Raw genomic sequence first — 26,592 nt, 5'->3', positions numbered from 1 at the left:
AGCATAACATTGTCATGACGGCCAGGGCAGGGGCAAATCGTCATGTGCTGCGCGTGGCCGTGGCCGGGGAAATGCTGGCCGCGCGCCAGGCCGGCCCATACACGGCGCCGAGGCCCAGCAGCCAGAACACGCTGGCGCCGGCCAGCAGGTAGGGCAGCGGCAGGCGCGCCATTTCCAGCTGGCTGACCAGCAGGTGATTCAGCGCCAGGGCCAGCACCACGCCGGCCGCCACGCCGACGCTGGTGATCATGAAGTTCTCCGTCAGGAAGTAGCGCAGGATGTCGATGCGGCGGGCACCGAGCGCGCGCCGCACGCCGATCTGCTTGCGCCGCTGCGTGACCCACAGGCTGGCGATGCCGACGATGCCGCTGGCCGTCACCAGCAGCAGCAGGGTGCTGACGGCGATGAGCATCCAGGACAAACCCCGGTCGGCCAGATAACGTGATTTGCGGTGCTGTTCCAGGGTATCCGTGCGCACCAGCAGGCGCTCGCTGCTGGACGTGCGGATTGCTTGTTCCGCCTCCTTCATCAGGCGGTCGCGCTGGCCTGGCTCGGCGCGCACGGCGTACAGCACCGCATCGCGTCCGCCCGTCAGGCGGGCCGGCAGGATGATGGAAAATTCACCCTGGGCGGTGACCTGGCCGACCTGCGTCTGCAGCCGTTCCACCACACCGACCACGCGCATTTCGTCGTCGCCGTCGCCGGTGCCATTGAACAGGGGTTTGCCGACAAAGCTGGTTTCGCCTGGCCAGATCTTCTGCGCCGCGGCGCGCGTCACGATCACCACCTTGGGGAAGCTTTGATCGACGTCTTCATTGATTTCCGGGACCTCGTCGGCATGGAAATCGCGCCCTTCCACCAGCTTCAATCCATATGTCTTGACGAGCGAATCGGGCGTGACGTACATCGAGGTGCTGGCGCTGGCCTCGGCTTGTCCGCGTTTGGCCGCGACGTTGGTGCTGCTGCCGGAACGCGACAGCACCGCCTGCGTGGTTTGCGCCACGGAGACCGCGCCCGGCAGGGCGCGCAGTATCGCGGCCTGGCGCTTCTGCTCGGCTATCTGGTGCTGCGGGCTGCCTTTGTCCATGCTCTGGACTTTGACATAGAAGATGTCGTTTTCGGCCGCCACGCCGGTGGGACGGGCGGCGATGGCCTGGCGCAGGTTGACGATGTACAAGGCGTTGGCCAGGATGGCCAGGCTGATGGCGACTTGCACCGCGACGAGCACGGCGCCGGTCTTGTTGCGCATCAGCGCCGACAGGATGGGGCGGATTTCCATGTGGGGCCTCATTGTGAAAAGGTGGGTGTCATTGGGATTTGAGCTGCATGGCCGGCGTGACCTGGCAGGCGCGCCAGGTGGGCAACAGCCCTGCCAGCAAGGCCGCCAGTACGGAAACGGCAAACGTCAGCAGCAGCATCGGGACATCCAGGTGCGCCACGGTGCCCAGCTCTTTCGACTGCGAACTCACCACGGCCAGGGCCGCATAGGCCAGCAACAGGCCCAGTACCCCGCCGGCCAGGCCGATGACGCCGGTCTCGATCAGGAACTGGCGGAAGATGTCGCGCCGCGTGGCGCCCAGTGCGCGGCGGATGCCCACTTCCGCCGCCCGCACGGAGAACTTCGCCAGCAGCAGGCCGATGGTGTTGACCAGGCAGAGCAGCAGGAAGCCGAAGGCCAGCCAGGCCGCCAGCTTGTTGTCGTTGTCGACCACGTTGAGGAAATCGAGCCACTGCCTGACGTTGTACAGCGTGTTGGGCGCGTGGCGCGGCATGCGCCCCAGCTTGCGCTGCTCGGCCGCATAGCTGTCGAGGTAAGCCTGCAGGTCGCTGCGTTCGCCGGCGCTGGCCATTTCGAACCAGAATTGCAGCCAGGTGCAGTCCGATGCCAGGATGCCCTGGTAACCGGGGCTGCGCTCGACGCCGCTGCAGGCCATGCCGCCGTCATGCCCCGTTTCGTGGCGGATGGCGCTGGCGAAGGGAATGAAGAATTCATCCTCCGTGCCGAAGGCGCCCTTGCTGCCGATGATGCGGTGCACGCGCGGCACGGGATCCCACTGAGCGAGCACGCCACTGACCAGATAGGGACGTCCCAGCACCGTCACGCGCTGGCCCACGGGATTGACCGTGCCCAGCAGCTTTTCCGCCAGGGCGCGGCTCAGGACGATGACGTCGGCGCCGCTGGCGTCGTCGGCCTCGCTCCATGGCTGGCCATACAGGAAGGGCACTTCAAACATGGCAAAGAAGTCGCGCGTGGGGGCCAGGCCCTGTGCCCGGAAGGCGCCGAGGTCCCTGCGTGCCGGTTCCACGGGACCGGCCACGCCGTACATGACGCTGCGGCGGATGCCTATCTTGCTGGCCATGAAGTTCTTCGCATCGGTATAGGCGAGCTGTGACTGGCCGAAGCTGGGTTTGGTGCCCGGCGTATAGCCTTTCAAGGGAACCACATCGATCATCGGCACAAACAGGCGGTCGCTCTTGTGCGGCAGCGGATCGCCCGACATCGCATGCAGGATGGTGACGGTGGCCACGCTGGCGGCCACGCCGACGGCCAGGGTCAGCACCATCAGCGCCGTCAGGGCGGGATTGCGGCGCAGGTTGCGCAGGCCCAGCTTGAAATAGTATTGGAACATGGCGGCTCCTAGGCGGTCGCGTGCTGCGGCTTGGCCGACAGCGTGGCGCCATGCTGCACCAGGTCCGACACCTGGCCGTCGATGATGTGCACGTTGCGTTGCGAACGCAGCGCCAGTTCGGGATCGTGCGTCACCATCAGGATGGTGGTGCCTTGCGCGTTGATGTCTTCCAGCAGTTCCATCACGCCGCGCGCCATCTGCGTATCGAGGTTGCCCGTCGGTTCATCGGCCAGCAGCAGTTTTGGCGAGCCGGCCAGCGCGCGCGCGATGGCCACGCGCTGCTGCTGTCCGCCCGACAGCTCGGCCGGATAGTGTTTCATGCGCGAAGCCAGGCCCACCTTGGCCAGCGCATCCTCGATGCGTTCGCGGCGTTCGGCGCTGTTGAAGCCCCGGTAGCGCAGCGGCACGTCGACATTGTCGAACAGCGACAGGTCGGGAATCAGGTTGAAACCCTGGAAGATGAAGCCCAGCTTTTCATTGCGCAGGCGCGAACGGGCATTGTCGTCCATGCCTTTCACGTTGACGCCGTCGAGGATGTATTCGCCATCGGTGAATTCTTCCAGCAGGCCGGCGATGTTCAGGAAGCTCGTCTTGCCGGAACCGGACGGCCCCGTGACCGTGACGAATTCGCCCTGGCGGACGTGGATTTCGAAGCCGCGCAGCGCGTGCGTCTCGATCATGTGGGTGCGGTAGACTTTGCTCAGGTTTTGCATGCGCAGCATGGAGGGCTCCTGGTTGGATGAATGGCGTTAGTTGAGCGAGACGCGGGCCGCGTTCGCGAAGTTTTCCGTGCCGGCGACGACCACCTTGTCGCCCAGCTTCAGGCCATCGAGAATTTCGACGGCGGAGACGCTGGTGGCGCCCAGCTTGATCGGTGTGCGGATGGCGACGCCGTCGCGCACGACATAGGCAAAGCGTCCGCCTTCGGCTTCGACAAAGGAGCCGCGCGCCAGCATCAGCACATTGGGCCGTTCGTCGATCAGCAGGCGTGCCGAAACGCGCTGGTTCTGGCGCAGGCCGGCCGGCTGGGCGCCATTGAAGCGCACGCGCGCCAGCACCTGATTTTTCACCACTTCGGGCGACAGGGCCGACAGCTTGCCGGTGGCGCGGATGGCGCCCGTTTCGATTTCGGCGCTCATGCCCAGGCCGATATCGGCCACATACGTTTCCGGCACTTCCAGCTCGACTTCCAGCTGCGACAGGTCGACCAGGGTCATCAGGGCTGTGTTGGCCTGCACCACGCTGCGGTTGGCCACCGACAGGGTGCCGATGAAGCCGTTGACGGGCGCGCGCACGGTCAGCTCGTCGACGCGGCGCTGGGCGTTGTCACGGCTCAGGCGCTGGCGCTCCAGTTCATTGGCCTTGGTTTTCAGGGCCAGGGTCACGTCCTCGCTTTCCAGTCCGGCCGCCTGCGAGGCGTGCTTGCTGCGGATCTCGGCGGAATTCAAGGCATCCTTGGCTTTCTGGTAATCGATCTTGGCGATGATGCCCACCTGCGCCACGCTTTCATAGCGCTCCAGCGTGCGCTGCGCGGACAGGCGTTCTATCTCGGCCGTATCGGCTTCGCGCCGCGCCAGCAGTTTCTGTTTCTTGGCCAGGATCTGCTGGCGCGCCACTTCCGCTTCCAGCTGCTGCACGCTCGATTGCTCGCGTTTCAGCGCGTCCGACAGGTCCGGAGATTCCAGCACGGCGAGGATGTCGCCTTTTTTGACCGTGTCGCCGGCCTTGGCCTTCAGGGTGACGGTGGCCACGGTGGTCGAATACAGGGTGGGGCTGATGGCGGCGACGACGCGGCCGCTGACGGCGGCGTCGCGGATCAGGGTGCCGCGCGTGACGTCGGCGATGCGCAGGCGGCTGGCATTGACGGAATGCTCGCTGGCGCGCCAGCCGGAAAAGGCGGCGACGGCGGCGCCGATGACGAGGACGGCGCCGCCCAGCAGCAGGGCGCGTTGCTTGTGGCGCTGGCCAGGCGGGGCGGACAGCACGGCGTCTTGGGAGGAGGTATCGCGGATCATGGCGGACGTTTCGTGGACAATGCACATCCTGTATGCACGTTCCATGCCAGATTCAAGCTATTGATTTGCAAGGAAAAAATTCCCGCTGTCCGGCTGTCCGCCGTGTCCGCGCCGTCCAGGCCTGTCCGCCTGCAGCCGTCGGCAGGCGTTGATGCGACGCCGAGTCCCTGCCGGCGCCGGCGTGCCGGGGGCGCTCTACTTGTCCTGCTTTTCCGGCGTGCTCTTGTCGATCACTTCGCGGCAGTCGCCGCGGATGATGGCGTTGTCGTAATTGGTCCAGCCGTAGCTGTCGACATAGCGCTTGTGCTGCTTGAAGCGGGGGCTGGCGATGCTCCATTCGGGCTGTTCGCCGGCAAAGCGGATGTCGCCGAGGTCGAGCAGGGTGTGGAACATGTTTTCCGTCGACAGCCGCGCCTTTTGATGGCGCCGCAGCTGCGTCACCTTGTCCGGATAATGCTGCTGGAATTGCGGCGAGTACCAGACGAAGGCGGGCACGTGGAATTCGAACTGCGTGTTATGCCCGTGGAAGGCCAGGCGGCAAGTGCCGTCGTACAGGGTCTGGCCATGGTCGGCCACGTAGACGAGGGAGCTGCGCAGGGCGGTGCGCTGGCCATCGTCCTTCAGCATGCCGATCACGCTGGACAGGAACCAGTCCGTGTACAGGATGGAGCTGTCGTAGCTGTTGTTCAGCTGTGGCTTGATGGCCGTATCCGTGTAGACGGGCTTGTCGACGCCGAACAGCGAGGGTTGCCATTTGTCGAATTGCTTGGGATAGCGCTGGCTGTAGTTCCAGTGGCTGCCCAGGGTGTGCAGCACGATGAGCTTTTTCGGCGCCGGGTCGGCCAGCGCATTTTTGAACGGGTCGAACAGGATCTGGTCGAAGTTCGAGCTGTTGGTAAAGCCGCCCAGGTTCAGGAACTGCACCACGTCCGCTTCCTTGGCAAACACGGAGACGGGTGTGTCGAACTGGCCGAACGAGATCTGGTTCGACAGCCAGTAGGTCTTGAAGCCGGCTTCCTTGTAGGCAGTCAGGAAGGATTTTTCCGAAAACCCGTCCTTGAGGCTCTGCGTGGCCGGCTTGCGCGAGATGATGACGGGCACGGACAGGCGCGTGGCGGAAACGGCCGTGATGACGTCGGCCAGCGGCACCAGGTTGCTTTCCTGTTTCAGCAGGGGATTGGTGTCGCGTTCGTAGCCGTTCAGGCTCCAGCGGTCATAGCGCGACGATTCGCCGATCACCATCACCACCACTTCCGGATGGGGATCGGGGTTTTGCTGGTGCGCGCCGAAGCGGAAGCTGCTGCTTTTCTGCCCCAGTTCGGCCAGGTATTTGCGTTCCTTGTAAAAATCGAGGCCGCGCGCCATCAGGCCGAAGGGCCAGGAATTGCTGATGGTGTCAAAGGTGTAGGGCAGGCGTGCCCAGTGGGGCAGGCTGGGCCAGCCCAGTCCCGTCTCGTCGGCGCCGGCGATGCTGGCGTTCTCGGGCTTGCTGCTTTCCTCGTCGTCCTCGGCCGTCTCGTCGTCCGTGGCGCTGGCGTCGCCGAAGCCGGACGCGCCCGCCTTGCCGCTGGCCGCCGGCGGGCTGGCCTTGGCGGACGCGGCGGCGCTGTGCAGGACCTTGGCGTCGAAGCCGAATTCATGGCCATACGCCCAGAAGGCGGCCAGCGCGAGCAGCAGCAGGCAGGCGACCGGGCGCGTCTTGCCGCGCCAGTCGAGGTCGCGCGTGCGCGTGGCCGCGTACCAGCTCAAGGCGCACCAGGCGATCACGCCCAGCATGACGGCGCCCATCAGCCACACTTTTTGCCCGAGGAATTCCATCGCTTCCTTGGGACTGGTCTCGACGATGATACCCAGGTGATGCGTGGAAATGCCCTGGCCATAGAAGATGAACAGGTAGATTTCCGTCGGCAGGGCGAGAAAGGCGGGCAGCAGCAGCCAGTGGAAATACGCGGGACGCTTGAACACGCCCCACACGGCGAGCCAGGCGAGCAGCTCGAACGTGAGCATCTGCCACGGATGCTCGAGCGGGCGGCCCAGCAGCACCGGGATGAAGGGCACGGCCGTCAGCAAGGCATAGCTCAGGAGCAGGAACAGGTTGGCGGGGCGAAGCAAGGGGCGCATAAGGGAAGGCAGCAAAAAATGTCCGCTATTATCAATCCTTTTGTCATCTTGCGGTCATACAAGAGCGGCCTCGTCAGATGCTTGGGTGCAGGGAAAGAATGCCGAATAGTCAATCTCTTCGTGCCGGGGATATGCGGGAGAATACGGAAATCATTAGCCAAAATGCCACGAACGGCGCCGTTTTTTGCCTTTTTTTATAGCAAAAAGCCGTAAACTGATTGACCCCCTGTAACACAAGGTCTAAACTAGCGAGTTCTCGATTTTATTCTGCACATCGTTTACGTGTTACTTGGTATTTGTTGGCCGCTCCTTATCGAGTGGCTGCGGGTGCCTCCGGTGCGCAGCAGATAGAAGCGGGACGAGGTTTTAGTCGCCGGGCATCTTGCCCGGGTTATTAATCGTATTTTTTTGTTGGATTTATAACGATGCCAACCATCAATCAATTGATTCGCAATCCACGCGTCGCTTTGACCGTGAAGAGCAAATCGCCGGCGCTGGAAAACAGCCCGCAAAAGCGTGGCGTCTGCACACGTGTTTACACCACGACTCCAAAGAAGCCTAACTCGGCTCTGCGTAAAGTCGCTAAAGTTCGTCTGACCAATGGTTTCGAAGTCATTTCGTACATTGGCGGTGAAGGCCATAACCTGCAAGAGCATAGTGTTGTGCTGCTGCGCGGCGGTCGCGTTAAGGATTTGCCGGGTGTGCGTTACCACATGGTTCGCGGTGCCCTGGATACCCAAGGCGTTAAAGACCGTAAGCAATCGCGTTCGAAGTACGGTACCAAGCGCGCTAAAGCAGGCAAGAAGTAATAAGTTGTACGCAGCAAACCCAAGTTTCGCTCAGTGGCAACTAGCTAAGTGAATGTAGTCGACCGCATCTGGTCGAGTAAGTGGAGGACTATGATGGTCGTCCGCGAGTGTGCGAAGAACGCGCGCTCAACTGAAGATTGAAAGGAATTGATATGCCACGTCGTCGTGAAGTACCCAAGCGCGAAATTTTGCCAGATCCAAAATTCGGCAACACTGATGTCGCTAAATTTGTAAACGTGCTGATGCTGTCCGGTAAAAAATCGGTTGCAGAAAACATCATCTACGGTGCTTTCGAGCACATCGCAGCAAAATCGGGCAAAGATCCGCTCGAAGTTTTTGCTACCGCAATCAACAACGCCAAGCCATTGGTTGAGGTGAAATCCCGTCGCGTCGGTGGTGCAAACTACCAGGTGCCGGTCGAAGTTCGCCCAGTCCGTCGTATGGCTCTGTCCATGCGTTGGTTGCGTGAAGCTGCTAACAAGCGCAGCGAAAAATCGATGCCACAACGCCTCGGCGGTGAGCTGATGGAAGCGGCTGAAAGCCGCGGCGGCGCGATGAAAAAACGCGACGAAGTCCATCGTATGGCTGAAGCGAACAAAGCGTTCTCGCATTTCCGCTTCTAATATAAAGCCAGCTACCGCAAGGCGGCTGTCAAGCATCTGTTGTTCGAGGCCGGGCTCATTTTTGCAAAAAAATGCTGCTCGGTTTTGTCCATTCATTTAGGATTAATTATGGCCCGCAAGACCCCCATTGAGCGCTATCGTAATATCGGTATCTCCGCTCACATCGATGCAGGTAAGACGACCACTACCGAGCGCGTCCTGTTCTACACCGGCGTGAACCACAAGCTGGGCGAAGTCCATGATGGCGCAGCTACCACCGACTGGATGGCGCAGGAGCAAGAGCGCGGCATCACGATTACCTCGGCTGCTGTTACGTGCTTCTGGAAAGGCATGGCAAACAACTTCCCAGCTCACCACATCAACATCATCGACACCCCAGGCCACGTTGACTTCACCATTGAAGTTGAGCGTTCGATGCGCGTGTTGGATGGCGCTTGCATGGTTTACTGTGCAGTCGGCGGCGTGCAGCCACAATCGGAAACGGTATGGCGTCAGGCTAACAAATACAAAGTGCCACGTCTGGCCTTCGTGAACAAGATGGACCGTACCGGCGCCAACTTCTTCAAGGTCTACGATCAGATGCGTTCGCGTCTGAAAGCCAACCCAGTACCTATTCAGATGCCTATCGGCGCTGAAGACGTCTTCACCGGTGTTATCGATCTGGTCAAGATGAAAGCGGTCATCTGGGACGACGCTTCGCAAGGCATGAAGTTTGAATACGGCGACATTCCAGCGAACCTGGCGGCTGAAGCTGCCAAGTGGCGCGAAAACATGGTCGAGGCCGCTGCTGAAGCGTCCGAAGAACTGATGAACAAGTACCTGGAAGAAGGCGACCTGTCGGAAGACGAGATCAAGGCTGCCCTGCGTCAGCGTACCATCGCCAGCGAAATCGTTCCAATGTTGTGCGGTACCGCCTTTAAAAACAAGGGCGTACAGGCAATGTTGGACGCGGTCATTGAGTACCTGCCATCGCCAATCGACATTCCACCTGTCCCAGGTCTGGACGAGGACGAGCAGCCAGTCGAGCGCGCAGCTGACGACAATGAGAAGTTCTCGGCATTGGCGTTCAAGATCGCAACCGATCCGTTCGTGGGTCAGTTGTGCTTCATCCGTTGCTACTCGGGTACCCTGAATTCGGGCGACTCGGTGTTGAACTCCGTGAAGCAGAAGAAAGAGCGTATCGGCCGTATCGTGCAGATGCAAGCGAACGAACGCGAAGAAATCAAGGAAATGCGCGCTGGCGACATCGCTGCGGTCGTGGGTCTGAAAGACACCACCACTGGCGATACGCTTTGCGACGAAAAGGCAAGTGTCGTTCTGGAGCGCATGGTCTTCCCTGAACCGGTGATTTCGCAGGCAGTCGAGCCAAAAACCAAGGCCGACCAGGAAAAAATGGGCCTGGCGCTGAACCGTCTGGCTGCAGAAGATCCATCGTTCCGCGTGCGTACCGACGAAGAATCGGGTCAGACCATCATCGCCGGTATGGGCGAGTTGCATCTGGACATCATCGTCGATCGTATGAAGCGTGAATTCAACGTTGAAGCGACCGTCGGCAAGCCACAAGTGGCTTACCGCGAAACGATCCGTAAAGTGTGCGAAGAGTCGGAAGGCAAATTCGTCAAGCAATCGGGTGGTCGTGGTCAATACGGTCACGTGGTTCTGAAGATCGAACCGCAAGAACCGGGCAAGGGCTTCGAATTCGTTGACGCGATCAAGGGCGGTACCGTTCCTCGCGAATACATCCCTGCAGTTGAAAAAGGTGTGCGCGACACGCTGACTTCGGGCGTGATGGCTGGCTACCCAGTCGTTGACGTTAAAGTCACGCTGTTCTTCGGTTCGTACCATGATGTTGACTCGAACGAAAATGCATTCCGCATGGCCGCTTCGATGGCATTCAAAGATGGCTGCCGCAAAGCATCGCCAGTCATCCTGGAGCCGATGATGGCCGTGGAAGTGGAAACGCCGGAAGACTACGCCGGTACCGTGATGGGCGATCTGTCGTCGCGTCGCGGCATGGTGCAAGGTATGGATGAAATTGCTGGCGGTGGCGGCAAGATCATCAAGGCCGAAGTTCCTCTGTCGGAAATGTTCGGTTACGCTACGTCGTTGCGTTCGTCGACCCAAGGTCGTGCGACTTACACGATGGAATTCAAGCACTATGCTGAAGCACCTAAGCATGTGACTGAAGCAATCGTAAGCTCGAAAGCTAAGTAATAGAAGTTCCGGGCCGGCTTTCACGAGAATGCCGGTCCCTACATTTAAATCATTGTTCTAAGGAAGAATAAAATGGCAAAAGGTAAATTCGAACGGACCAAGCCGCACGTCAACGTCGGCACCATCGGCCACGTCGACCACGGTAAAACCACGCTGACCGCTGCAATCGCAACGGTTCTGTCGAAGAAATTCGGCGGCGAAGCTAAAGCATACGACCAGATCGATGCGGCTCCAGAAGAAAAAGCGCGCGGTATCACGATTAACACCGCCCACGTCGAGTACGAAACGGAAACGCGTCACTACGCGCACGTTGACTGCCCAGGCCACGCCGACTACATCAAAAACATGATTACCGGTGCCGCGCAGATGGACGGCGCGATCTTGGTGTGCTCCGCAGCTGACGGCCCAATGCCACAGACCCGCGAACACATCCTGCTGGCCCGCCAAGTTGGCGTTCCATACATCATCGTGTTCCTGAACAAGTGCGACCTGGTCGACGACGCAGAGCTGCTGGAACTGGTTGAAATGGAAGTGCGCGAGCTGTTGTCGAAGTATGAATTCCCAGGCGACGACCTGCCAATCATCAAAGGTTCGGCACGTATGGCGCTGGAAGGCAAAGAAGGCGAAATGGGCGTTGACGCAGTGCTGCGTCTGGCCGATGCGCTGGATGCTTACATCCCAACGCCAGAGCGCGCTGTTGACGGTGCGTTCCTGATGCCAGTGGAAGACGTGTTCTCGATCTCGGGTCGCGGCACCGTGGTTACCGGTCGTATCGAGCGCGGCATTGTTAAAGTCGGCGAAGAGATCGAAATCGTCGGTATCACCGATACCGTCAAAACGACTTGCACCGGCGTGGAAATGTTCCGCAAACTGCTGGACCAAGGTCAAGCAGGCGACAACGTTGGTCTGCTGCTGCGCGGCACCAAGCGTGAAGACGTGCAACGTGGTCAAGTTCTGGCCAAGCCAGGTTCGATCAAGCCGCATGCTCACTTCACCGGCGAGATCTATGTTCTGTCGAAAGACGAAGGCGGCCGTCATACGCCATTCTTCAACAACTACCGTCCACAGTTCTACTTCCGCACGACGGACGTAACTGGTTCGATCGAGTTGCCAGCAGACAAAGAAATGGTTATGCCAGGCGATAACGTGTCGATCACCGTCAAGCTGATCAACCCGATCGCGATGGAAGAAGGCCTGCGTTTCGCTATCCGTGAAGGCGGTCGTACCGTCGGCGCCGGCGTTGTTGCAAAAATCCTGGCTTAATTCTTAAGCCTGCAAAAAAGAGGAAGCGTCGTCGCCCGGCGCCCCTCTTTTTATTCAACTGCCGGGGTTGGCAAGCATTTTGGTGCTATCATGTCGACCCTGACGGTTGTTGCGTCAGAAATTCCCGTATGACCTCATTGCCGTGCAGACCGCGCGGTTCGTTCTTTTAAGGAAATATCATGTCGGCACCAAACCAAAAAATCCGTATCCGCCTGAAGGCTTTCGATTACAAACTGATCGACCAGTCCGCTCTGGAAATCGTTGAAACCGCGAAGCGCACCGGCGCTGTCGTCAAAGGCCCAGTACCACTGCCTACCCGTATTCAGCGTTTCGATGTGCTGCGTTCCCCGCACGTCAACAAAACTTCGCGCGATCAGTTCGAGATCCGTACGCACCAACGCCTGATGGACATCGTTGACCCAACGGACAAAACCGTTGACGCGCTGATGAAGCTGGACCTGCCAGCTGGTGTTGATGTTGAAATCAAACTGCAATAAGAGTTTCAAGGGCGGCTGACAACACCGTAGCACCAGGTGTTGACAGCTGTTCCAGGCTGGCGGGGTGTCCCGCTGCCTGATGATGGGGCCGGGCCTGTTCACAATCGTGAATGCGCCCGGCCCCATTGCTATTGGCGCCGTGCTTTTTGCTGCGGCCGCCTCCCGTCCTTCGTCCCATCCATCCCTCATTCTTCTTTTCGCCTCTTCTCAGCGAGGTTGCCAAGCAGTTCCATGCGCGCCATGGCTATTCCAGAAAGTAATAACCTGGCTTATAAAGTGGGGTTAAAACAACAATTGTTAATTAGTCTCTTTCCTGCGGGCGCCAAATGTGAGAAATTTGTAACATACGTGAGAATGTGTGATTGTTTTACAAAAATGATCAGTACAACGTATCGATTTATAAAACGAGAATAATATCTGAGGAGTAGTCTTGAAAAGTATAGTGATGAGCAATACACCAGGTTTGAAGAAAAGCACTCTTGCAATAGCATTGACACTGGCCTTCTCCCAATATGCGGTGGCACAGGAAGCTGTCGCACCAGCAGAAAAACTGCAACGCGTCGAAGTCACCGGTAGTAGCATCAAGCGTACCGAAGCTGAAACAGCCGGTTCGCTCCAGGTGCTGACACGCGACGATATCGAGCGTACCGGCCAGACCACGGCGCTGGGCATCCTGAATTCCTCCGCTGCGATCAGCACTTCGATCGACTCGTCGAGCAGCAGCTCCGGCAGCTTCGCCACGGGCTCCTCGGGCGTGGGCATGCGCGGCCTGGGCAAGGTTGCGACCCTGGTGCTGGTCAACGGCCGTCGCATTGCACAATACGGCCTGGCCGATGGCGCGCAACAAAACTTTACCAACCTGGATGCGATCCCGGCTGCTGCCATCGAGCGCATCGAGATCCTGAAAGATGGCGCATCGGCAATCTATGGTTCCGATGCCATCGCTGGCGTGATCAACATCATCCTGCTGAAGAACTTCGAAGGCGCCAAGATCACCGGCAACTACAAGGAAACGGACCGTTTCAAAGACCAGCGCAGCCGCAACGTTTCCGGCATTGTCGGTTATGGCGATATCGACAAGGATGGCTTCAACACCTACCTGACGTACGAAGCCTACAAGAACGACGGTTACACCGCTGGCGACCTGCGCGGCCACTACCCTGAATGGCACCGCCAGACCCCGGGCCGTTCGACCTGGGACGCCCTGAGCTCGTTCTCGCCAACCGGCAACTACTTCCTGAACAGCACGAACATTGTCGCCGCGCCAGGTTGCCCGGCCGACAAGATCGATGCCAAGGACAAGCTGTGCAAGATGGATATCCTGCCGTACACCGGCCTGACCACCAATGCCAAGCGCTATGCACTGGCCAGCAACACGCATTTTAAAATTGGCAAGGATATCGACGCCAACTTCGAGATCACCAATGCCGGCGCCAGCAACGACTACATCGTCGCCCCATTCAACGTCAGCAACGGTAGCGCCACCACGTCGTCGAGCACCTGGTACGACGCGATCAACGGCAAGATGGTCGGCCCGTTCTTCTATCCTAAGCTGCCAGTTGGCCACGCGATGAACCCGTATGCGACGCCGGTGGAATACCGCGCCCGCATGATGGACACCGGCAACGGTTTCAACTTCAACCGCACCGAATCCGACCAGACGCGCGTCATGCTGAGCCTGAACGGCGACATCGGCAATTTCGACTGGAAATCCGCGGTCGGCTACATGAACTCGAAAGCCAACAAGGCCACCCGTGCCGTGAGCGCCACCGGCTACACCAATGCCATCGTCAACGGCACCTACAAGTTCGGCCAGCAAAACGATACCGCGCTGCTGGAGTCGATGTTCCCTGTACGTACCACCAAGGGCGAGTCGAAGATCACCTTCATCGACGCAACCGTGTCCGGTGAAGTGGCGAAATTGCCGGCCGGCCCGTTGAATGTGGCGTTCGGTACCGACATCCGTCGCGAAAAGTATGAAATGGCCAGCTCGGACAACGTGCTGCGTGGCGACCTGGTCGGTATTGCCGGCCTGCAAGTCAAAGACACCATGGATCACTACGCGCTGTTCGCCGAAGCGACCATTCCGGTGGTCAAGCGTGTCGAAGTGAGCGCCGCGGTACGTGCCGACAAGTCCACCAACAGCGACGTGCACTTCTCGCCGAAGCTGGGCTTGCGCGTCAACGCCACCGACACCCTGTTGCTGCGCGCTACGGCCGCTGGCGGCTTCCGCGCGCCGAACATCGTTGAAACAGGTAACGGCCTGGGCCGTAGCTCATTTGCCACCGATGTCAGCGACCCACGTCGCTGCGCCACTGCCAGCACCCTGAACAACCTGGTGCAGAATAATCCAGCAGCCACCAGCGTCGACAAGGCTCAGGGCAACACCTTCCAGAACAGCGATTGCAAAGGCGGCGTGCCTAGCTTCGTGTCGGCGAACAAGGACCTGAAACCGGAAACCTCGCGTTCGATTACCGCTGGCTTCGTTTTCGAACCGGTCAAGAACTGGACCGTGGCACTGGACTACTACCATATCGAACGCAAGGACGAAATCGGTACCCGTGACGTGGCCGACATCCTGCGCGGCGAAGCTGGCCTGCCAGCAGGACAGCTGGTGCGTGTCGATAACTCGGCGTCGGACGCGCAGTTCCTGGCACTGGTCAAGAAATACGCTCCAGGCAATACCGTCAACTTCGGTGGCGTTGGCGCGATCGGCCTGCTGTACAACCCATACGTCAACAGCGGCAAGACCCGTGCTTCGGGCTTCGACTTTGATGCGGGTGGCCGTTTCAACACCAGTATCGGCCAGGTTCGCTTGAAACTGGAAGGTAGCTACCTGTGGAAATACCAGGAGTTCAGCGTGACCGACAATGCCTATGCCACCAATCTGGCAGGTAACTATGACCTGGGTTCGCGTCTGAAAACCAAGCTGCGCGCCAGCCTGAAGGCCGGCTCGTTCGACCACGGCATGACGTTGAACTACGCCAGCGGCTTTAGCAACAACAACCAGACTTCGTCGACCTACTGCGTTACCAACAAGGTTTCGGCTGCGAACATGGATGCTTGCTCGCGCGTAGGCAGCAACACCACGGTCGATTACAACCTGTCGTACAGCGGTATCAAAAATACCCGTCTGAGCCTGTACATCGACAATCTGTTCGACAAGGCTGCACCGGTGCAGTGGCGCAGAGGCTACGCTGAATCGTTCCAGTTCCGTCGTATCGGCGTATCGGCCAGCTACACCTTCCTCTGATCGCCGTCAGTTGACACACTACCGTCCGGCAGCGATGCCGGACGTAGCAAAACCAGGCCTTGCGCCTGGTTTTTTTTGCCCTGCCATCGATGCGCGGGGGGATATCGCTTTACAGTGCCGCGGCTGGAAGATAAAGTTGCCGCATGCTTAATGCTCTCGATGCCCACCTGTTAAATGCCGCGCCCCGTAGCCGCTTGCGCGGCTGGCCGCGCTTCCTGACCGAATTCCTGTATTTCGGCATCAAGGAGGCGAGGTCATGCCTGTTCGTCGGTCTGTTTTTTGCCGCCGTGTTCCTGGTGCCGCGCGCCGGCCTGTTCGGCTTGCCGCGCTATGACGTGCTGCTGCTGGTGGCGCTGGCGATCCAGGGCGCGATGGTCTGGAGCGGACTGGAAACGTGGGATGAGTTGAAGGCCATCTGCCTGTTTCATCTGGTCGGCTTCGCGCTGGAGGTGTTCAAGGTGTCGGGGGCAATCCAGTCGTGGAGCTATCCCGACTTCGCCTATACCAAGGTGTTCGGCGTCCCCCTGTTCTCCGGCTTCATGTATGCGGCCGTCGGCAGCTACATCATCCAGACCTGGCGCCTGCTCGATATGCGGATCCGCCACCATCCGCCGTACTGGATGGCGGTGCTGATCGCGCTGCTGATCTACGCCAACTTCTTCACCCATCACTACATCGGCGACTATCGCTGGTATCTGGCGGCCTGCGCGCTGGGCTTGTACGCGCGCACCACCGTGGTGTTCCGCCCGCTCGACCGCGACCGCAGCATGCCCTTGCTGCTGGGTTTCGTGCTGGTCGGCTTCTTTATCTGGCTGGCTGAAAACATCAGCACCTTCTGGGGCGTGTGGCGCTATCCGAACCAGCTTGGCGCCTGGTCGGTCGTGCATGTGAGCAAATGGAGCTCATGGTCGCTGCTGGTGGTGATGACGTTCACCATCGTGGCCCACCTCAAGCACATCAAGGCCAGCATCCACGTCGCCCAGCATTAGGCCCGGCCCCGGTGGGGCTTCCATGCAGGCAGTGCCGGCCCTGCGCACCGGGGATGCGGGCCTGGGGACCGTCGCCTGACGCGGAACGCCAGAAGCCCGTCGTGGCCGATGGGGGTACCCTTACTGCAGGCTGGCCGCCACCGCATCGAAGCGGTTGCCGAGCGCCGCCTGCGGGCCGCCCTGCAGCTGCCTGGCGTACTGGCGCAGCACTTCCGCTGTATATGTGCGCGAAGCGGACGACAGTTTCGGCAGCAGGGGCAGCACGCGTTCCAGGTAGGTCGTGCCCTCCTGCCACTTGCCTTGCGCCGACAGCGCCGACGCCAGCTCCACCAGGCGCCGGCCGACGCGTGCGTCGCTGCGCGGCTGTGCCGTTTCTTCCGTGGCCAGCGCTTGCCGGTACAGCGCTTCCGCTTCCGCATTCTTGCCTTGCAGGCGCTTGATGCGGCCCAGGTTGTACTGGCGTTGCGACAGGATTTCCGCGCTCGCCCCGGCTTGCTCGGCGCTGCGCAGCGCCTGCACGCAAGCCAGTTCCGCTTCGCCAAGCTGGCCTTTGATCTCGGCCGCGTTGCAAGCGTCGTGTTGTGCGTTGGAAGTGGTGAGCGTGGCCGGCGTCGCGCAGGCGGCCAGCAGGCTGACGCTGCATAGCAGGCTGATGGTATGTTTCTTCATGGTCTCCTCGTACAGGTGTGGGGCACTGCATATCGGTGGAGTCAAGCTGTGATGAATATACCATCAGTTTTTCATCGTGGGCGGCTTTTTGCCGGCACGTGCGGACGCGCGCGATTGACGCCGCTTGCCCGCTTCAGGGATACTCCGGGTCTCTCCTTCACTGCACGCCGCCGCCATGTCCAAGACTATCCTGATCGTGGAAGATGAACAGGCGATCGCCGACAGCATCGCCTATGCCTTGCGCACGGACGGTTTCGCGCCGCGCCATGTGATGCTGGGCGAGCAGGCGCTGGCCGCCTTGCGCCCGGCTGCCGGCGAAGCCGCGGAAATGCCCGTTCTCGTGGTGCTCGACGTGGGACTGCCCGACATGAGCGGGCTCGAAGTCTGCCGCCGCCTGCGCCAGTTTTCCGAGGTGCCGGTGATTTTCCTGACGGCGCGCAGCGACGAAATCGACCGCATCGTCGGCCTGGAAATCGGCGCCGACGATTACGTCACGAAACCGTTTTCGCCGCGCGAACTGGTGGCGCGCATCCGCGTCATCCTGCGTCGCGCGGGCGCCACACAGGTGCCGCGCGAGGCTGGCATGACGATAGCCGCCACCGCCAGGACGGCCAGCGTGGCGCCGGCGCGTTTCGAATTGCGCGCGCTCGAGGCGAGGGTGCTGTTCCATGGCCAGCCGCTGGACCTGACCCGCTACGAATACCTGTTGCTGAAGACCCTGCTTGAGCATCCGGGCCACGTGCTGTCGCGCGCGCAGCTGATGGAGCGCGTGTGGAGCGGCGCGCCCGACACGCTCGAGCGCACCGTCGATGCGCACGTGAAATCCCTGCGCGCCAAGCTGCGCGCCATCGACGCGCAGCAGGAACCCATCCAGACCCACCGTGGCCTCGGCTACAGCCTGGCTGGCGCATGAGAATCGGCCTGCGCATCCTGCTGGGCTACTTCCTGATCGTGGGGCTGGCGGCGTGGTTCCTGCTGAATGTCTTCATGGAGCAGGTCAAGCCGGGCGTGCGCTCGACCCTGGAAGATACGCTGGTCGATACCTCGCAACTGCTGGCCAGCCTGGTGGCGCCCGATCTGAAGGCGGGCAGCCTGGCGAACTCGCCGGTGGCGGCACGCATGCAGAATTACGCGCAGCACGGCGTGGACGTCAACATCAATGGCGTGCGCAAGCAAAGCCTCGACTACCGCATCTACATCACGGACCGGCGCGGCATCGTGCTGTTCGATTCCAGCGGGCGCGACGTGGGGCGCGACTACTCGCGCTGGAACGATGTCTACCTCACCCTGCAGGGCAAGTATGGCGCGCGCAGCACGCGCAGCCGGCCCGATGACGAGATGTCGACGGTGATGCACGTGGCCGCGCCGATTCGCGACGGCAACGAGGTCATCGGCGTGCTGACGGTGGCCAAGCCGAATGCCAGCGTGCAGGCGTTTGTCGAGCGCAGCCAGCGCAAGATCCTGCAGCGCGGCGCCGTGCTGCTGTTGCTGTCGCTGCTGATCGGCCTGGCGTTCGCCTGGTGGTTGCACCATGCGTTGGGCAAGCTGATGCGCTATATCGGCGACGTGGAGGCGGGGCGCAAGGTGGCCCTGCCGGCGCTGGGCAGGAACGAGATCGGCACCCTGGGGCGGGCGCTGGAGGCGATGCGCACCCGGCTGGAAGGCAAGGAGTATGTGGAGCAATTGATGCATACGCTGGCGCATGAATTGAAAAGCCCGATCGCCGCCATCCAGGCGTCGGCCGAGCTGCTGCAGGAAGACATGCCGCCGGCCGAGCGCCGCCAGTTCCTTGCCAGCATCCTGGAGCAGAACGCGCGCCAGCGGCAGCTGATCGACAAGCTGCTGGCCCTGGTGCGCGTGGAAAAGCAGCAGCGCCTCGACCATCCGGAGCGCATCGCGCTGGCGCCCCTGCTGGCGCAAGTGGCGCAGGACGCGGCTGCCACGCTGGCCGTGCGCGGCGTGCGCCTGCAGATACAGTGCGACGAGCTGAGCGTGGATGGCGATGCCCTGTTGCTGCGCCAGGCGCTGGGCAACCTGCTCGACAATGCCGCCGGCTTCGCGCCGCCTGGCAGCCGCATCGACCTGACGGCGCAGCGCCAGGCGACGCAAGTGGAAATCAGCGTGCGCGACCGCGGCGCGGGCATCCCCGCGTATGCGCAGGAGCGCGTCTTCGAACGCTTCTATTCGCTGCCGCGCCCTGAGGCCGGCAAGAGCACGGGCCTGGGCTTGCCCTTCGTGCGCGAGGTGGCCTTGCTGCATGGCGGCAGGGTGGAGGTAGCCAACCATCCGGATGGCGGCGCCTGCGCGCGCCTGTGCCTGCCCCTGGTGTAGCTGGCCGGAATTTATTTCCGCACTTCACACGCAGCGCATCGTCAGCGCACATGGCTTTTTTACACTGGCTTCCTTACTTTAAGGATGCGCCATGCAAAAAACGCTATTAATCAAGGCATTGATCGTCTTCGGCCTGATGCTGCTGATCGGCCTGCCGCTGCTGATGATTCAGGAAACGATCAAGGAGCGGATGGAGTTCCGCCAGGAAGCCGTCAACAGCATCGCCGCCGATTCGGTGCGCGAACAAACCATCATCGGCCCCATCCTGGTGATTCCCTACACGGAGCAATATGAAGAGCGCGTGGAGGTGGCCAAGGGCGATGACAAGACGCAGGAAGTGAAATTGCCGGTGCGCACGGAGCTGCTGCGCCGTACGGTGCAGCGCCGCCTGCTCGTGTATCCGAACGATTTGCAGATCGATGGCAGCATCGAGACGGACCGCCGCTACCGGGGCATCCACCAGGTGCTGGTCTACAGCGGCCAGCATGCGTTCAAGGGCGACTTTACCGTGCCGGGCAGCGCCCAGCTGCCGCGCAAGTCGCCCGACTCGCGCGTGACCGTGGGCGAACCCTTCGTCGCCCTGTCGATCGAGGACGTGCGCGGCATCCGCAATATCCCGAAGATCGACTGGGGCGGCCAGCAGATCGAATTCGAGCAGGGGACCGACCTGTTTGCCTTCCGCAGCGGCCTGCATGCAGCGCTGGGCAGCTTGCCGCTGGCGGCGCCGCGGCAGGTGCGCTTCAGCTTTGACCTGGGGCTGGACGGTATCGAACGCCAGCATTTCGTGCCGGTGGCGAAGAACAGCCAGATCCACATCAAATCGAACTGGCCGCATCCGCAGTTTGGCGGCCGCTTCCTGCCGTCGCCCAAAAACCGCCAGATCGACGCCCAGGGGTTCAGCGTGGGCTGGAACATCTCGTCCCTGGCCACGAATGCGCAAACGCAGCTGAGCACCATCGAGGGCGAATTCAAGGTGCCCGACAGTGCGCCGCTGGGCCAGGTGGACCGCTTCAGCGTCGGCTTCATCGAGCCGGTGAACGTGTATTCGCAATCGGACCGCGCCACCAAGTATGGCCTGCTGTTCGTGGCGCTGACCTTTGCCGCCTTCTTCATCTTTGAGATCCTGAAAAACCTGCCGATCCACCCGGTGCAGTACTTGCTGGTGGGGCTGTCGCTGGTGATCTTCTTCCTGCTGCTGGTAGGCCTGGCCGAGCATATCGCTTTCCTCGGCGCCTATCTGACCGCCAGCGCCGCCTGCATCGCGCTGACCAGCTTTTATCTGGTGCACGTGCTGCACAACGTGTGGCGCGGCATCGGTTTCGGCGTCGCACTGACCGTACTGTATGGCGCCTTGTACGGGCTGCTGAGTTCGGAAAACAATGCGCTGGTGATGGGCAGCATCCTGTTGTTCGCCGTGCTGGCGGCCATCATGGTGGCGACGCGCAAGGTGGACTGGTATCAGATTGGCAAAGGCGCGCCGCAGGAGTAAGTGCATGGCGGGCGCCACCCGCGAGTATCACCGGCCAGCCCTGGCAGCGTCATGCCCGGGCTGGCTTTTTGATTGGAGGCGAGGAGGGCGCGCGACGATTTCTTTAATTGGTAGTTGGTTGGTATTGTTTACGGTATTCTATTGGCATTGTTTTTTAAGTAATGACGGGTGCCGTGGCGTTCGTCCGGGCTGGCGTGACGATGGCGCGCCATCCTGTTTGTCCTTCCATCTGATAAACGGAGATGAAACATGATCAAGAAGACGATGGCTTTCCTGTTTGCGCTCGGCCTGAGCGCCTCATATGCGTTTGCCGCCGGCGACGTCACGCAGTGCTACAGCGAGTGCGGGCAAAAAGTGGCGAATTGCCGGGCCCACCTCGGTGGCAGCCCCATCTGCACGGACCTGTATGACCATTGCCTGATTAACTGCCAGCAATAAGCTTTCCGGCTGCCAAGCCCAAGGTGAGTGGAGCGGGGCGCGCAAGCCGATTGCGCGCCCTCTGTGTTTCTGCCGTCAGGCGCCAGGGCGCATGGCGCGGCGCTTTGCGCGCAACGGCATGCCGCCGCGCACGCCTTTTCACGATGGCGGACAACTCCCGCAGGGGCGTCGCGCAACACTTTGACATACCTCGTGTTAACTTGTTGCGTCAAGGGTTTTTGTGCTATATACTAGCCGGCTTCGGTATGGATTCGTCTTTTTTGAGTCCTACGTTACTTTGTAGTTAAACAAGCCCCGCCCAATCGCAGGTGGGAATGGAGAAAAAATGAGCCTAGGCCTTCTCGGTCGCAAGGTTGGTATGATGCGCATTTTCACGGATGAAGGGGATTCGATCCCGGTCACCGTGTTGGACGTATCGAACAACCGTGTTGCGCAAATCAAAACCCCTGAAACAGATGGTTACTCCGCTGTTCAGGTCGCATTCGGTCAACGTCGCGCTTCCCGCGTGACCAAAGCTGTTGCTGGTCATCACGCTAAAGCTGGTGTTGAAGCCGGTACTCTGTTGAAAGAGTTCCGCGTTGACGCTGCTAAAGCCGCTGAACTGAAAGCTGGCGATGTTGTCGCTGCTTCCCTGTTCGAAGTCGGTCAAAAGATCGACGTGCAAGGCGTTACCATTGGTAAAGGCTATGCAGGCGTTATCAAACGTTACCACTTCGCTTCTGGCCGTGCAACGCACGGTAACTCGCGTTCGCATAACGTTCCAGGTTCCATCGGTATGGCACAAGATCCAGGTCGCGTTTTCCCTGGTAAGCGCATGACCGGTCATCTGGGTGACGTTAACCGTACGATCCAGAACCTCGTGATCGCCCGTATCGATGCCGACCGTCAGCTGCTGCTGGTCAAAGGCGCGATTCCAGGCGCGAAAAATGGCCAGGTAGTTGTCTCGCCAGCCATCAAAACCAAAGCCAAGAAGGGAGCTTAAACGATGGAACTCAAGCTTCTGAATGCGCAAGGTCAAGCCGCCTCGAACGTTGCTGCAGCCGATACGATTTTCGGCCGTGACTACAATGAAGCGCTGATCCACCAAGTCGTCATCGCTTATCAAGCGAATGCACGTAGTGGTAACCGCAAGCAAAAAGACCGTGAAGAAGTTCACCACACGACGAAAAAGCCATGGCGCCAAAAAGGTACCGGCCGCGCTCGTGCTGGTATGTCGTCGTCGCCACTGTGGCGCGGCGGTGGTCGGATTTTCCCGAACTCGCCTGACGAAAACTTCACCCACAAAGTGAACAAAAAAATGTATCGCGCAGGTATCTGCTCGATCCTGTCGCAGCTGGCTCGCGAAGAGCGCCTGATCGTCATCGACGATCTGACGATCGACGCGCCAAAAACCAAGCTGCTGTCGCAAAAATTGAACGGCCTGGGCTTTGATTCGGTTCTGATCATCACCGACGTTCTGAACGAAAACCTGGAACTGGCATCGCGCAACCTGCCTAACGTACTCGTCGTTGAGCCGCGTCACGCAGACCCGATGTCCCTGGTGTTCTACAAGAAGATCTTGGTCACCAAAGCTGCATTGGCTAAGATTGAGGAGATGCTGGCATGAGCGCGATTTTGAAACATAGCGAAGAACGCTTGATGAAGGTGCTGTTGGCTCCTGTAATTTCCGAAAAGGCCACCATGGTCGCGGAAAAGAACGAGCAAATTGTATTCCGCGTACTGCCGGATGCAACCAAGCCTGAAATCAAGGCAGCGGTCGAACTGCTGTTCAAGGTCGAAGTCCTGTCCGTGCAAACTGCAAACCGCGAAGGTAAGCAAAAGCGCACCGGCAAGTTCAACGGCCGTCGTAACCATACCAAGCGTGCTTTCGTGTGCCTGAAACCTGGCCAGGAAATCAACTTCTCCGAGGAGGCTGCATAATGGCACTCGTTAAGATGAAACCAACCTCGCCAGGCCGTCGCGGCATGGTAAAGGTGGTGAATGCCGACCTGTACAAAGGTCGTCCATTCGCTGCCCTGGTTGAAAAGAAATCCAAGACCGCTGGTCGTAACAACAACGGTCACATCACCACCCGTCATATCGGTGGTGGTCACAAGCAACACTATCGCTTGATCGACTTCAAGCGCACCAAAGATGGTATTCCAGCGAAAGTGGAACGTATCGAATACGATCCAAACCGCACCGCGAATATCGCTCTGCTGTGCTACGCCGACGGCGAACGCCACTACATCATCGCAACCAAAGGCATGGCCGTTGGCGATAGCGTGATGAATGGTTCGGAAGCGCCGATCAAATCGGGTAACTGCTTGCCAATCCGTAACATCCCAGTCGGCACCGTGATGCATTGCGTCGAGATGCTGCCAGGTAAAGGTGCCCAAATGGCACGTACCGCTGGCGCTGGCGTTGTGCTGATGGCACGTGAAGGTACCTACGCTCAAGTGCGTCTGCGCTCGGGTGAAGTACGTCGCGTGCACATCGAGTGCCGTGCTACGGTTGGTGAAGTCGGTAACGCCGAGCACAGCCTGCGTAAAATCGGTAAAGCTGGTGCGATGCGCTGGCGCGGTGTTCGTCCTACCGTTCGCGGTGTGGTCATGAACCCGGTCGATCACCCGCACGGTGGTGGTGAAGGTAAAACAGCAGCTGGTCGTCATCCAGTTTCGCCTTGGGGCCAACAGACTAAGGGTAAGAAGACACGCAGCAACAAGCGTACTACTTCCATGATCGTCTCGCGCCGCGGCAAGAAATAAGGGGTAGCACATGACACGTTCATTGAAAAAAGGGCCGTTCTGTGACGCCCACCTGGTGAAAAAAGTTGAAGCCGCGCAAGCAGCCAAAGACAAAAAGCCAATCAAAACCTGGTCGCGTCGTTCGACAATCATGCCTGACTTTATCGGCCTGACGATCGCGGTACATAACGGCAAGCTGCACGTGCCGGTTTATGTTTCCGAAAACATGGTTGGTCACAAGCTCGGCGAATTCGCACTGACCCGTACGTTCAAGGGCCATGCAGCTGACAAAAAGGCTAAGAAATAATGGAAACTAAAGCTATCCTCAAAGGTGTGCGCCTGTCGGACCAAAAGGGCCGCTTGGTTGCGGACCTGATCCGTGGCAAGAAAGTTGACGCTGCACTCAACATCTTGCAATTCAGCCCGAAAAAAGGTGCTGCGATCATCAAGCGTGTTCTGGAATCCGCAATTGCGAATGCTGAGCACAACGATGGCGCGGACATCGACGAATTGTTCGTGAAAACGATCTACGTCGAAAAGGGCCCGGTCCTGAAGCGCTTCACCGCGCGTGCAAAAGGCCGTGGCGACCGTATTTCGAAACAATCCTGTCACGTTTACGTGACTGTCGGTAACTAAGGAGCCACGATGGGTCAGAAAATTCATCCAACCGGTTTCCGTCTGGCGGTCACCCGTAACTGGGCTTCGCGCTGGTATGCAGGCAACGGTAATTTCGCTGCCATGCTGAACGAAGACTTGAAAGCACGTGCTTACCTGAAAAAGAAACTGAAGAACGCTTCCGTTGGCCGCATCGTTATCGAGCGCCCAGCCAAGAACGCGCGCTTCACGATCTACAGCTCGCGCCCAGGCGTGGTCATTGGTAAAAAAGGCGAAGACATCGAAGTACTGAAGTCCGCGCTGACCAAGATCATGGGCGTGCCTGTTCACGTGAATATCGAAGAAATCCGCAAGCCAGAAATCGACTCGCAACTGATCGCCGATTCGATCGCTCAGCAGCTGGAAAAACGGATCATGTTCCGCCGCGCCATGAAGCGCGCAATGCAAAACGCAATGCGCCTGGGTGCTCTCGGTATCAAGATCATGTCGTCCGGCCGTCTGAACGGTATCGAAATCGCACGTAAAGAGTGGTATCGCGAAGGCCGCGTGCCTCTGCATACCCTGCGCGCCGATATCGACTACGGTACCAGCGAAGCGTCGACCACCTACGGCATCATCGGCGTCAAGGTGTGGGTATACAAAGGTGACCGCGCGCCTAACGGCGATGCACCAGTCATCGATACTCCAGCTGACGAGAAGAAGAGCCGCGGTCCACGCCGTGACGATGGCAAGCCAGCCGGCCGCCCACGTCCAGCGGGTGCGAAACCATCCACAGCACCAGGTGCTGCTCGTGTGCGCGCCGCTAAACCGGCCGCCGCTGCACCAGCTGAGAAAGCAGGAGAATAATCATGCTGCAACCAGCACGCAGAAAGTATCGTAAAGAGCAGAAAGGCCGTAACACCGGTATTTCGCACAGCCGCGGCACCGCCGTGTCGTTTGGCGAATTCGGTCTGAAGGCAGTTGCGCGCGGTCGTATCACTGCGCGTCAAATTGAAGCGGCGCGTCGTGCAATGACGCGTCACATCAAGCGCGGTGGCCGTATCTGGATCCGTATTTTCCCAGACAAACCGATTTCGAACAAACCGGCTGAAGTCCGTATGGGTAACGGTAAAGGTAATCCTGAGTACTACGTCGCTGAAATTCAGCCAGGCAAAGTACTGTACGAAATGGATGGCGTTGATGAAGCGCTGGCACGGGAAGCATTCCGTCTTGCCGCCGCTAAACTGCCACTGGCGACGACGTTTGTCATCCGCCAAGTCGGCCAATAATTGGAGTTGTATATGAAAGCATCTGAACTCCGCGGCAAGGACCAGCCAGCTCTGCAAAAAGAGCTGAATGACCTGTTGAAGGCACAGTTCGGCCTGCGCATGCAAATCGCTACGCAGCAGCTGAGCAACACTTCGCAGCTCAAGAAGGTACGCCGCGATATCGCGCGTGTGAAGACGGTAATGAATCTGAAGGAAGCCAAATGAACGAACCAGTGAAACAGTCGCTCAAGCGCACGCTGATCGGTAAAGTGGTTTCGGACAAGATGGACAAGACCGTTACCGTTCTGATCGAGCGCCACGTAAAACATCCTTTGTATGGCAAGATCATCATGCGTTCGAACAAGTATCACGCGCATGACGAGACCAACCAAGTCAAGGCCGGTGATACGGTCGAGATCCAGGAAGGTCGCCCGATCTCCAAAACGAAGGCATGGACGGTGACACGTGTGGTTCAAGCCGCACCAACCGTTTAAATAAAAACCACCGTTTCGGCGGTGGGTTTTAATTAGTACTTGCAGGCCCGCAAATTGTATGTAATACTTGCGGGCTTCGTTCATGTAACGCCGCAAAGTGTCTGGCCACAGACAGTAGCATTCGCGGTCAGTTGATGTATGAAGGTCATGCACCCAAACAGTGAAGCCC

The 26,592-nt window shown here is 59.6% G+C and carries 27 protein-coding genes; 21 read left to right on the top strand and 6 right to left on the bottom strand.

Going from position 1 to position 26,592, the window contains the following annotated elements:
* Positions 1-40: 40 nt before the first annotated feature.
* The 5 genes from AC1RDJ_RS08590 to AC1RDJ_RS08570 form a co-directional block, all read right to left on the bottom strand.
* On the bottom strand, positions 41-1,279 hold the full coding sequence (locus tag AC1RDJ_RS08590) for an ABC transporter permease (RefSeq protein ID WP_071325675.1): 1,239 nt from the start codon (positions 1,277-1,279) through the stop codon (positions 41-43).
* Between the two features lie 28 nt (positions 1,280-1,307).
* Positions 1,308-2,630 (bottom strand): ABC transporter permease, encoded by a 1,323-nt coding sequence (locus AC1RDJ_RS08585; protein WP_493027217.1) that lies wholly within the window; start codon positions 2,628-2,630, stop codon positions 1,308-1,310.
* Between the two features lie 8 nt (positions 2,631-2,638).
* Complete coding sequence (locus AC1RDJ_RS08580) at positions 2,639-3,352, bottom strand: ABC transporter ATP-binding protein (protein ID WP_071325673.1); 714 nt, start codon at positions 3,350-3,352, stop codon at positions 2,639-2,641.
* Between the two features lie 27 nt (positions 3,353-3,379).
* A complete protein-coding gene (locus AC1RDJ_RS08575) occupies positions 3,380-4,645 on the bottom strand; it encodes an efflux RND transporter periplasmic adaptor subunit (RefSeq protein ID WP_493027216.1) in 1,266 nt (421 codons plus the stop codon).
* 195 nt (positions 4,646-4,840) lie between these two features.
* Positions 4,841-6,766 carry a phosphoethanolamine transferase gene (locus AC1RDJ_RS08570; protein WP_493027215.1) on the bottom strand — a complete coding sequence of 642 codons (1,926 nt, stop codon included), beginning with the start codon at positions 6,764-6,766 and terminating at the stop codon, positions 4,841-4,843.
* A gap of 425 nt (positions 6,767-7,191) precedes the next feature.
* Here AC1RDJ_RS08570 and rpsL point away from each other — a divergent pair, with 425 nt between their 5' ends.
* The 7 genes from rpsL to AC1RDJ_RS08535 all read left to right on the top strand — a co-directional run bounded on the left by rpsL (position 7,192) and on the right by AC1RDJ_RS08535 (position 16,414).
* Positions 7,192-7,575: a 30S ribosomal protein S12 gene (gene rpsL, locus AC1RDJ_RS08565; protein WP_010394376.1), complete on the top strand. Its 384-nt coding sequence runs from the start codon at positions 7,192-7,194 to the stop codon at positions 7,573-7,575.
* A 152-nt stretch (positions 7,576-7,727) separates the two neighbouring features.
* The gene (rpsG, locus tag AC1RDJ_RS08560) at positions 7,728-8,198 is read left to right on the top strand and encodes a 30S ribosomal protein S7 (protein ID WP_010394377.1); all 471 of its coding nucleotides are present in this window, start codon (positions 7,728-7,730) and stop codon (positions 8,196-8,198) included.
* A 108-nt stretch (positions 8,199-8,306) separates the two neighbouring features.
* Positions 8,307-10,412, top strand: coding sequence for an elongation factor G (gene fusA, locus AC1RDJ_RS08555; RefSeq protein WP_071325671.1), 2,106 nt, complete (start codon positions 8,307-8,309; stop codon positions 10,410-10,412).
* Between the two features lie 72 nt (positions 10,413-10,484).
* The gene (gene tuf, locus AC1RDJ_RS08550) at positions 10,485-11,675 is read left to right on the top strand and encodes an elongation factor Tu (RefSeq protein WP_034753125.1); all 1,191 of its coding nucleotides are present in this window, start codon (positions 10,485-10,487) and stop codon (positions 11,673-11,675) included.
* 179 nt (positions 11,676-11,854) lie between these two features.
* Positions 11,855-12,172, top strand: coding sequence for a 30S ribosomal protein S10 (rpsJ, locus tag AC1RDJ_RS08545; RefSeq protein ID WP_010394389.1), 318 nt, complete (start codon positions 11,855-11,857; stop codon positions 12,170-12,172).
* Positions 12,173-12,662: 490 nt separating this feature from the next.
* The gene (locus AC1RDJ_RS08540) at positions 12,663-15,425 is read left to right on the top strand and encodes a TonB-dependent receptor plug domain-containing protein (RefSeq protein WP_493027214.1); all 2,763 of its coding nucleotides are present in this window, start codon (positions 12,663-12,665) and stop codon (positions 15,423-15,425) included.
* A 143-nt stretch (positions 15,426-15,568) separates the two neighbouring features.
* Positions 15,569-16,414, top strand: a complete 846-nt coding sequence (locus AC1RDJ_RS08535) for a DUF817 domain-containing protein (RefSeq protein WP_071325669.1) — start codon at positions 15,569-15,571, stop codon at positions 16,412-16,414.
* A 120-nt stretch (positions 16,415-16,534) separates the two neighbouring features.
* On the opposite strand, the gene AC1RDJ_RS08530 is transcribed toward AC1RDJ_RS08535, so the two are convergent.
* Complete coding sequence (locus tag AC1RDJ_RS08530; protein ID WP_493027213.1) at positions 16,535-17,083, bottom strand: tetratricopeptide repeat protein; 549 nt, start codon at positions 17,081-17,083, stop codon at positions 16,535-16,537.
* A 175-nt stretch (positions 17,084-17,258) separates the two neighbouring features.
* Between AC1RDJ_RS08530 and creB the strand changes: the two genes are divergently transcribed.
* From creB to rpsQ, 14 genes are all read left to right on the top strand, one after another.
* A complete protein-coding gene (creB, locus tag AC1RDJ_RS08525) occupies positions 17,259-17,996 on the top strand; it encodes a two-component system response regulator CreB (protein WP_071325667.1) in 738 nt (245 codons plus the stop codon).
* Entirely contained in the window at positions 17,993-19,414 is a 1,422-nt protein-coding gene (gene creC / locus AC1RDJ_RS08520) for a two-component system sensor histidine kinase CreC (RefSeq protein WP_493027212.1), read from the top strand. Before creB ends, creC begins: the two co-directional genes overlap by 4 nt.
* 91 nt (positions 19,415-19,505) lie before the next feature.
* The gene (creD, locus tag AC1RDJ_RS08515) at positions 19,506-20,903 is read left to right on the top strand and encodes a cell envelope integrity protein CreD (RefSeq protein WP_493027211.1); all 1,398 of its coding nucleotides are present in this window, start codon (positions 19,506-19,508) and stop codon (positions 20,901-20,903) included.
* A 249-nt stretch (positions 20,904-21,152) separates the two neighbouring features.
* The gene (locus tag AC1RDJ_RS08510; RefSeq protein WP_071325664.1) at positions 21,153-21,341 is read left to right on the top strand and encodes a hypothetical protein; all 189 of its coding nucleotides are present in this window, start codon (positions 21,153-21,155) and stop codon (positions 21,339-21,341) included.
* Positions 21,342-21,666: 325 nt separating this feature from the next.
* On the top strand, positions 21,667-22,323 hold the full coding sequence (gene rplC, locus AC1RDJ_RS08505; protein WP_010394393.1) for a 50S ribosomal protein L3: 657 nt from the start codon (positions 21,667-21,669) through the stop codon (positions 22,321-22,323).
* A gap of 3 nt (positions 22,324-22,326) precedes the next feature.
* Entirely contained in the window at positions 22,327-22,947 is a 621-nt protein-coding gene (gene rplD / locus AC1RDJ_RS08500; RefSeq protein WP_034753197.1) for a 50S ribosomal protein L4, read from the top strand.
* On the top strand, positions 22,944-23,261 hold the full coding sequence (rplW, locus tag AC1RDJ_RS08495) for a 50S ribosomal protein L23 (protein WP_010394398.1): 318 nt from the start codon (positions 22,944-22,946) through the stop codon (positions 23,259-23,261). The genes rplD and rplW overlap by 4 nt, the downstream gene beginning before the upstream one ends.
* On the top strand, positions 23,261-24,088 hold the full coding sequence (gene rplB, locus AC1RDJ_RS08490; protein WP_034753198.1) for a 50S ribosomal protein L2: 828 nt from the start codon (positions 23,261-23,263) through the stop codon (positions 24,086-24,088). Before rplW ends, rplB begins: the two co-directional genes overlap by 1 nt.
* Before the next feature lie 10 nt (positions 24,089-24,098).
* The gene (rpsS, locus tag AC1RDJ_RS08485; protein ID WP_008444295.1) at positions 24,099-24,374 is read left to right on the top strand and encodes a 30S ribosomal protein S19; all 276 of its coding nucleotides are present in this window, start codon (positions 24,099-24,101) and stop codon (positions 24,372-24,374) included.
* Complete coding sequence (gene rplV / locus AC1RDJ_RS08480; RefSeq protein ID WP_170840583.1) at positions 24,371-24,703, top strand: 50S ribosomal protein L22; 333 nt, start codon at positions 24,371-24,373, stop codon at positions 24,701-24,703. The genes rpsS and rplV overlap by 4 nt, the downstream gene beginning before the upstream one ends.
* Before the next feature lie 9 nt (positions 24,704-24,712).
* Entirely contained in the window at positions 24,713-25,528 is an 816-nt protein-coding gene (rpsC, locus tag AC1RDJ_RS08475; RefSeq protein WP_071325663.1) for a 30S ribosomal protein S3, read from the top strand.
* 2 nt (positions 25,529-25,530) lie between these two features.
* Positions 25,531-25,950, top strand: coding sequence for a 50S ribosomal protein L16 (gene rplP / locus AC1RDJ_RS08470; RefSeq protein WP_034753201.1), 420 nt, complete (start codon positions 25,531-25,533; stop codon positions 25,948-25,950).
* Positions 25,951-25,962: 12 nt separating this feature from the next.
* The gene (gene rpmC / locus AC1RDJ_RS08465) at positions 25,963-26,154 is read left to right on the top strand and encodes a 50S ribosomal protein L29 (RefSeq protein ID WP_010394412.1); all 192 of its coding nucleotides are present in this window, start codon (positions 25,963-25,965) and stop codon (positions 26,152-26,154) included.
* Positions 26,151-26,423 carry a 30S ribosomal protein S17 gene (gene rpsQ / locus AC1RDJ_RS08460; protein WP_010394415.1) on the top strand — a complete coding sequence of 91 codons (273 nt, stop codon included), beginning with the start codon at positions 26,151-26,153 and terminating at the stop codon, positions 26,421-26,423. The genes rpmC and rpsQ overlap by 4 nt, the downstream gene beginning before the upstream one ends.
* Positions 26,424-26,592: the final 169 nt, after the last annotated feature.

This window comes from Janthinobacterium sp. GW822-FHT07H10 (assembly GCF_058798675.1).
This window is presented reverse-complemented; position numbering and strand designations above follow the sequence as displayed.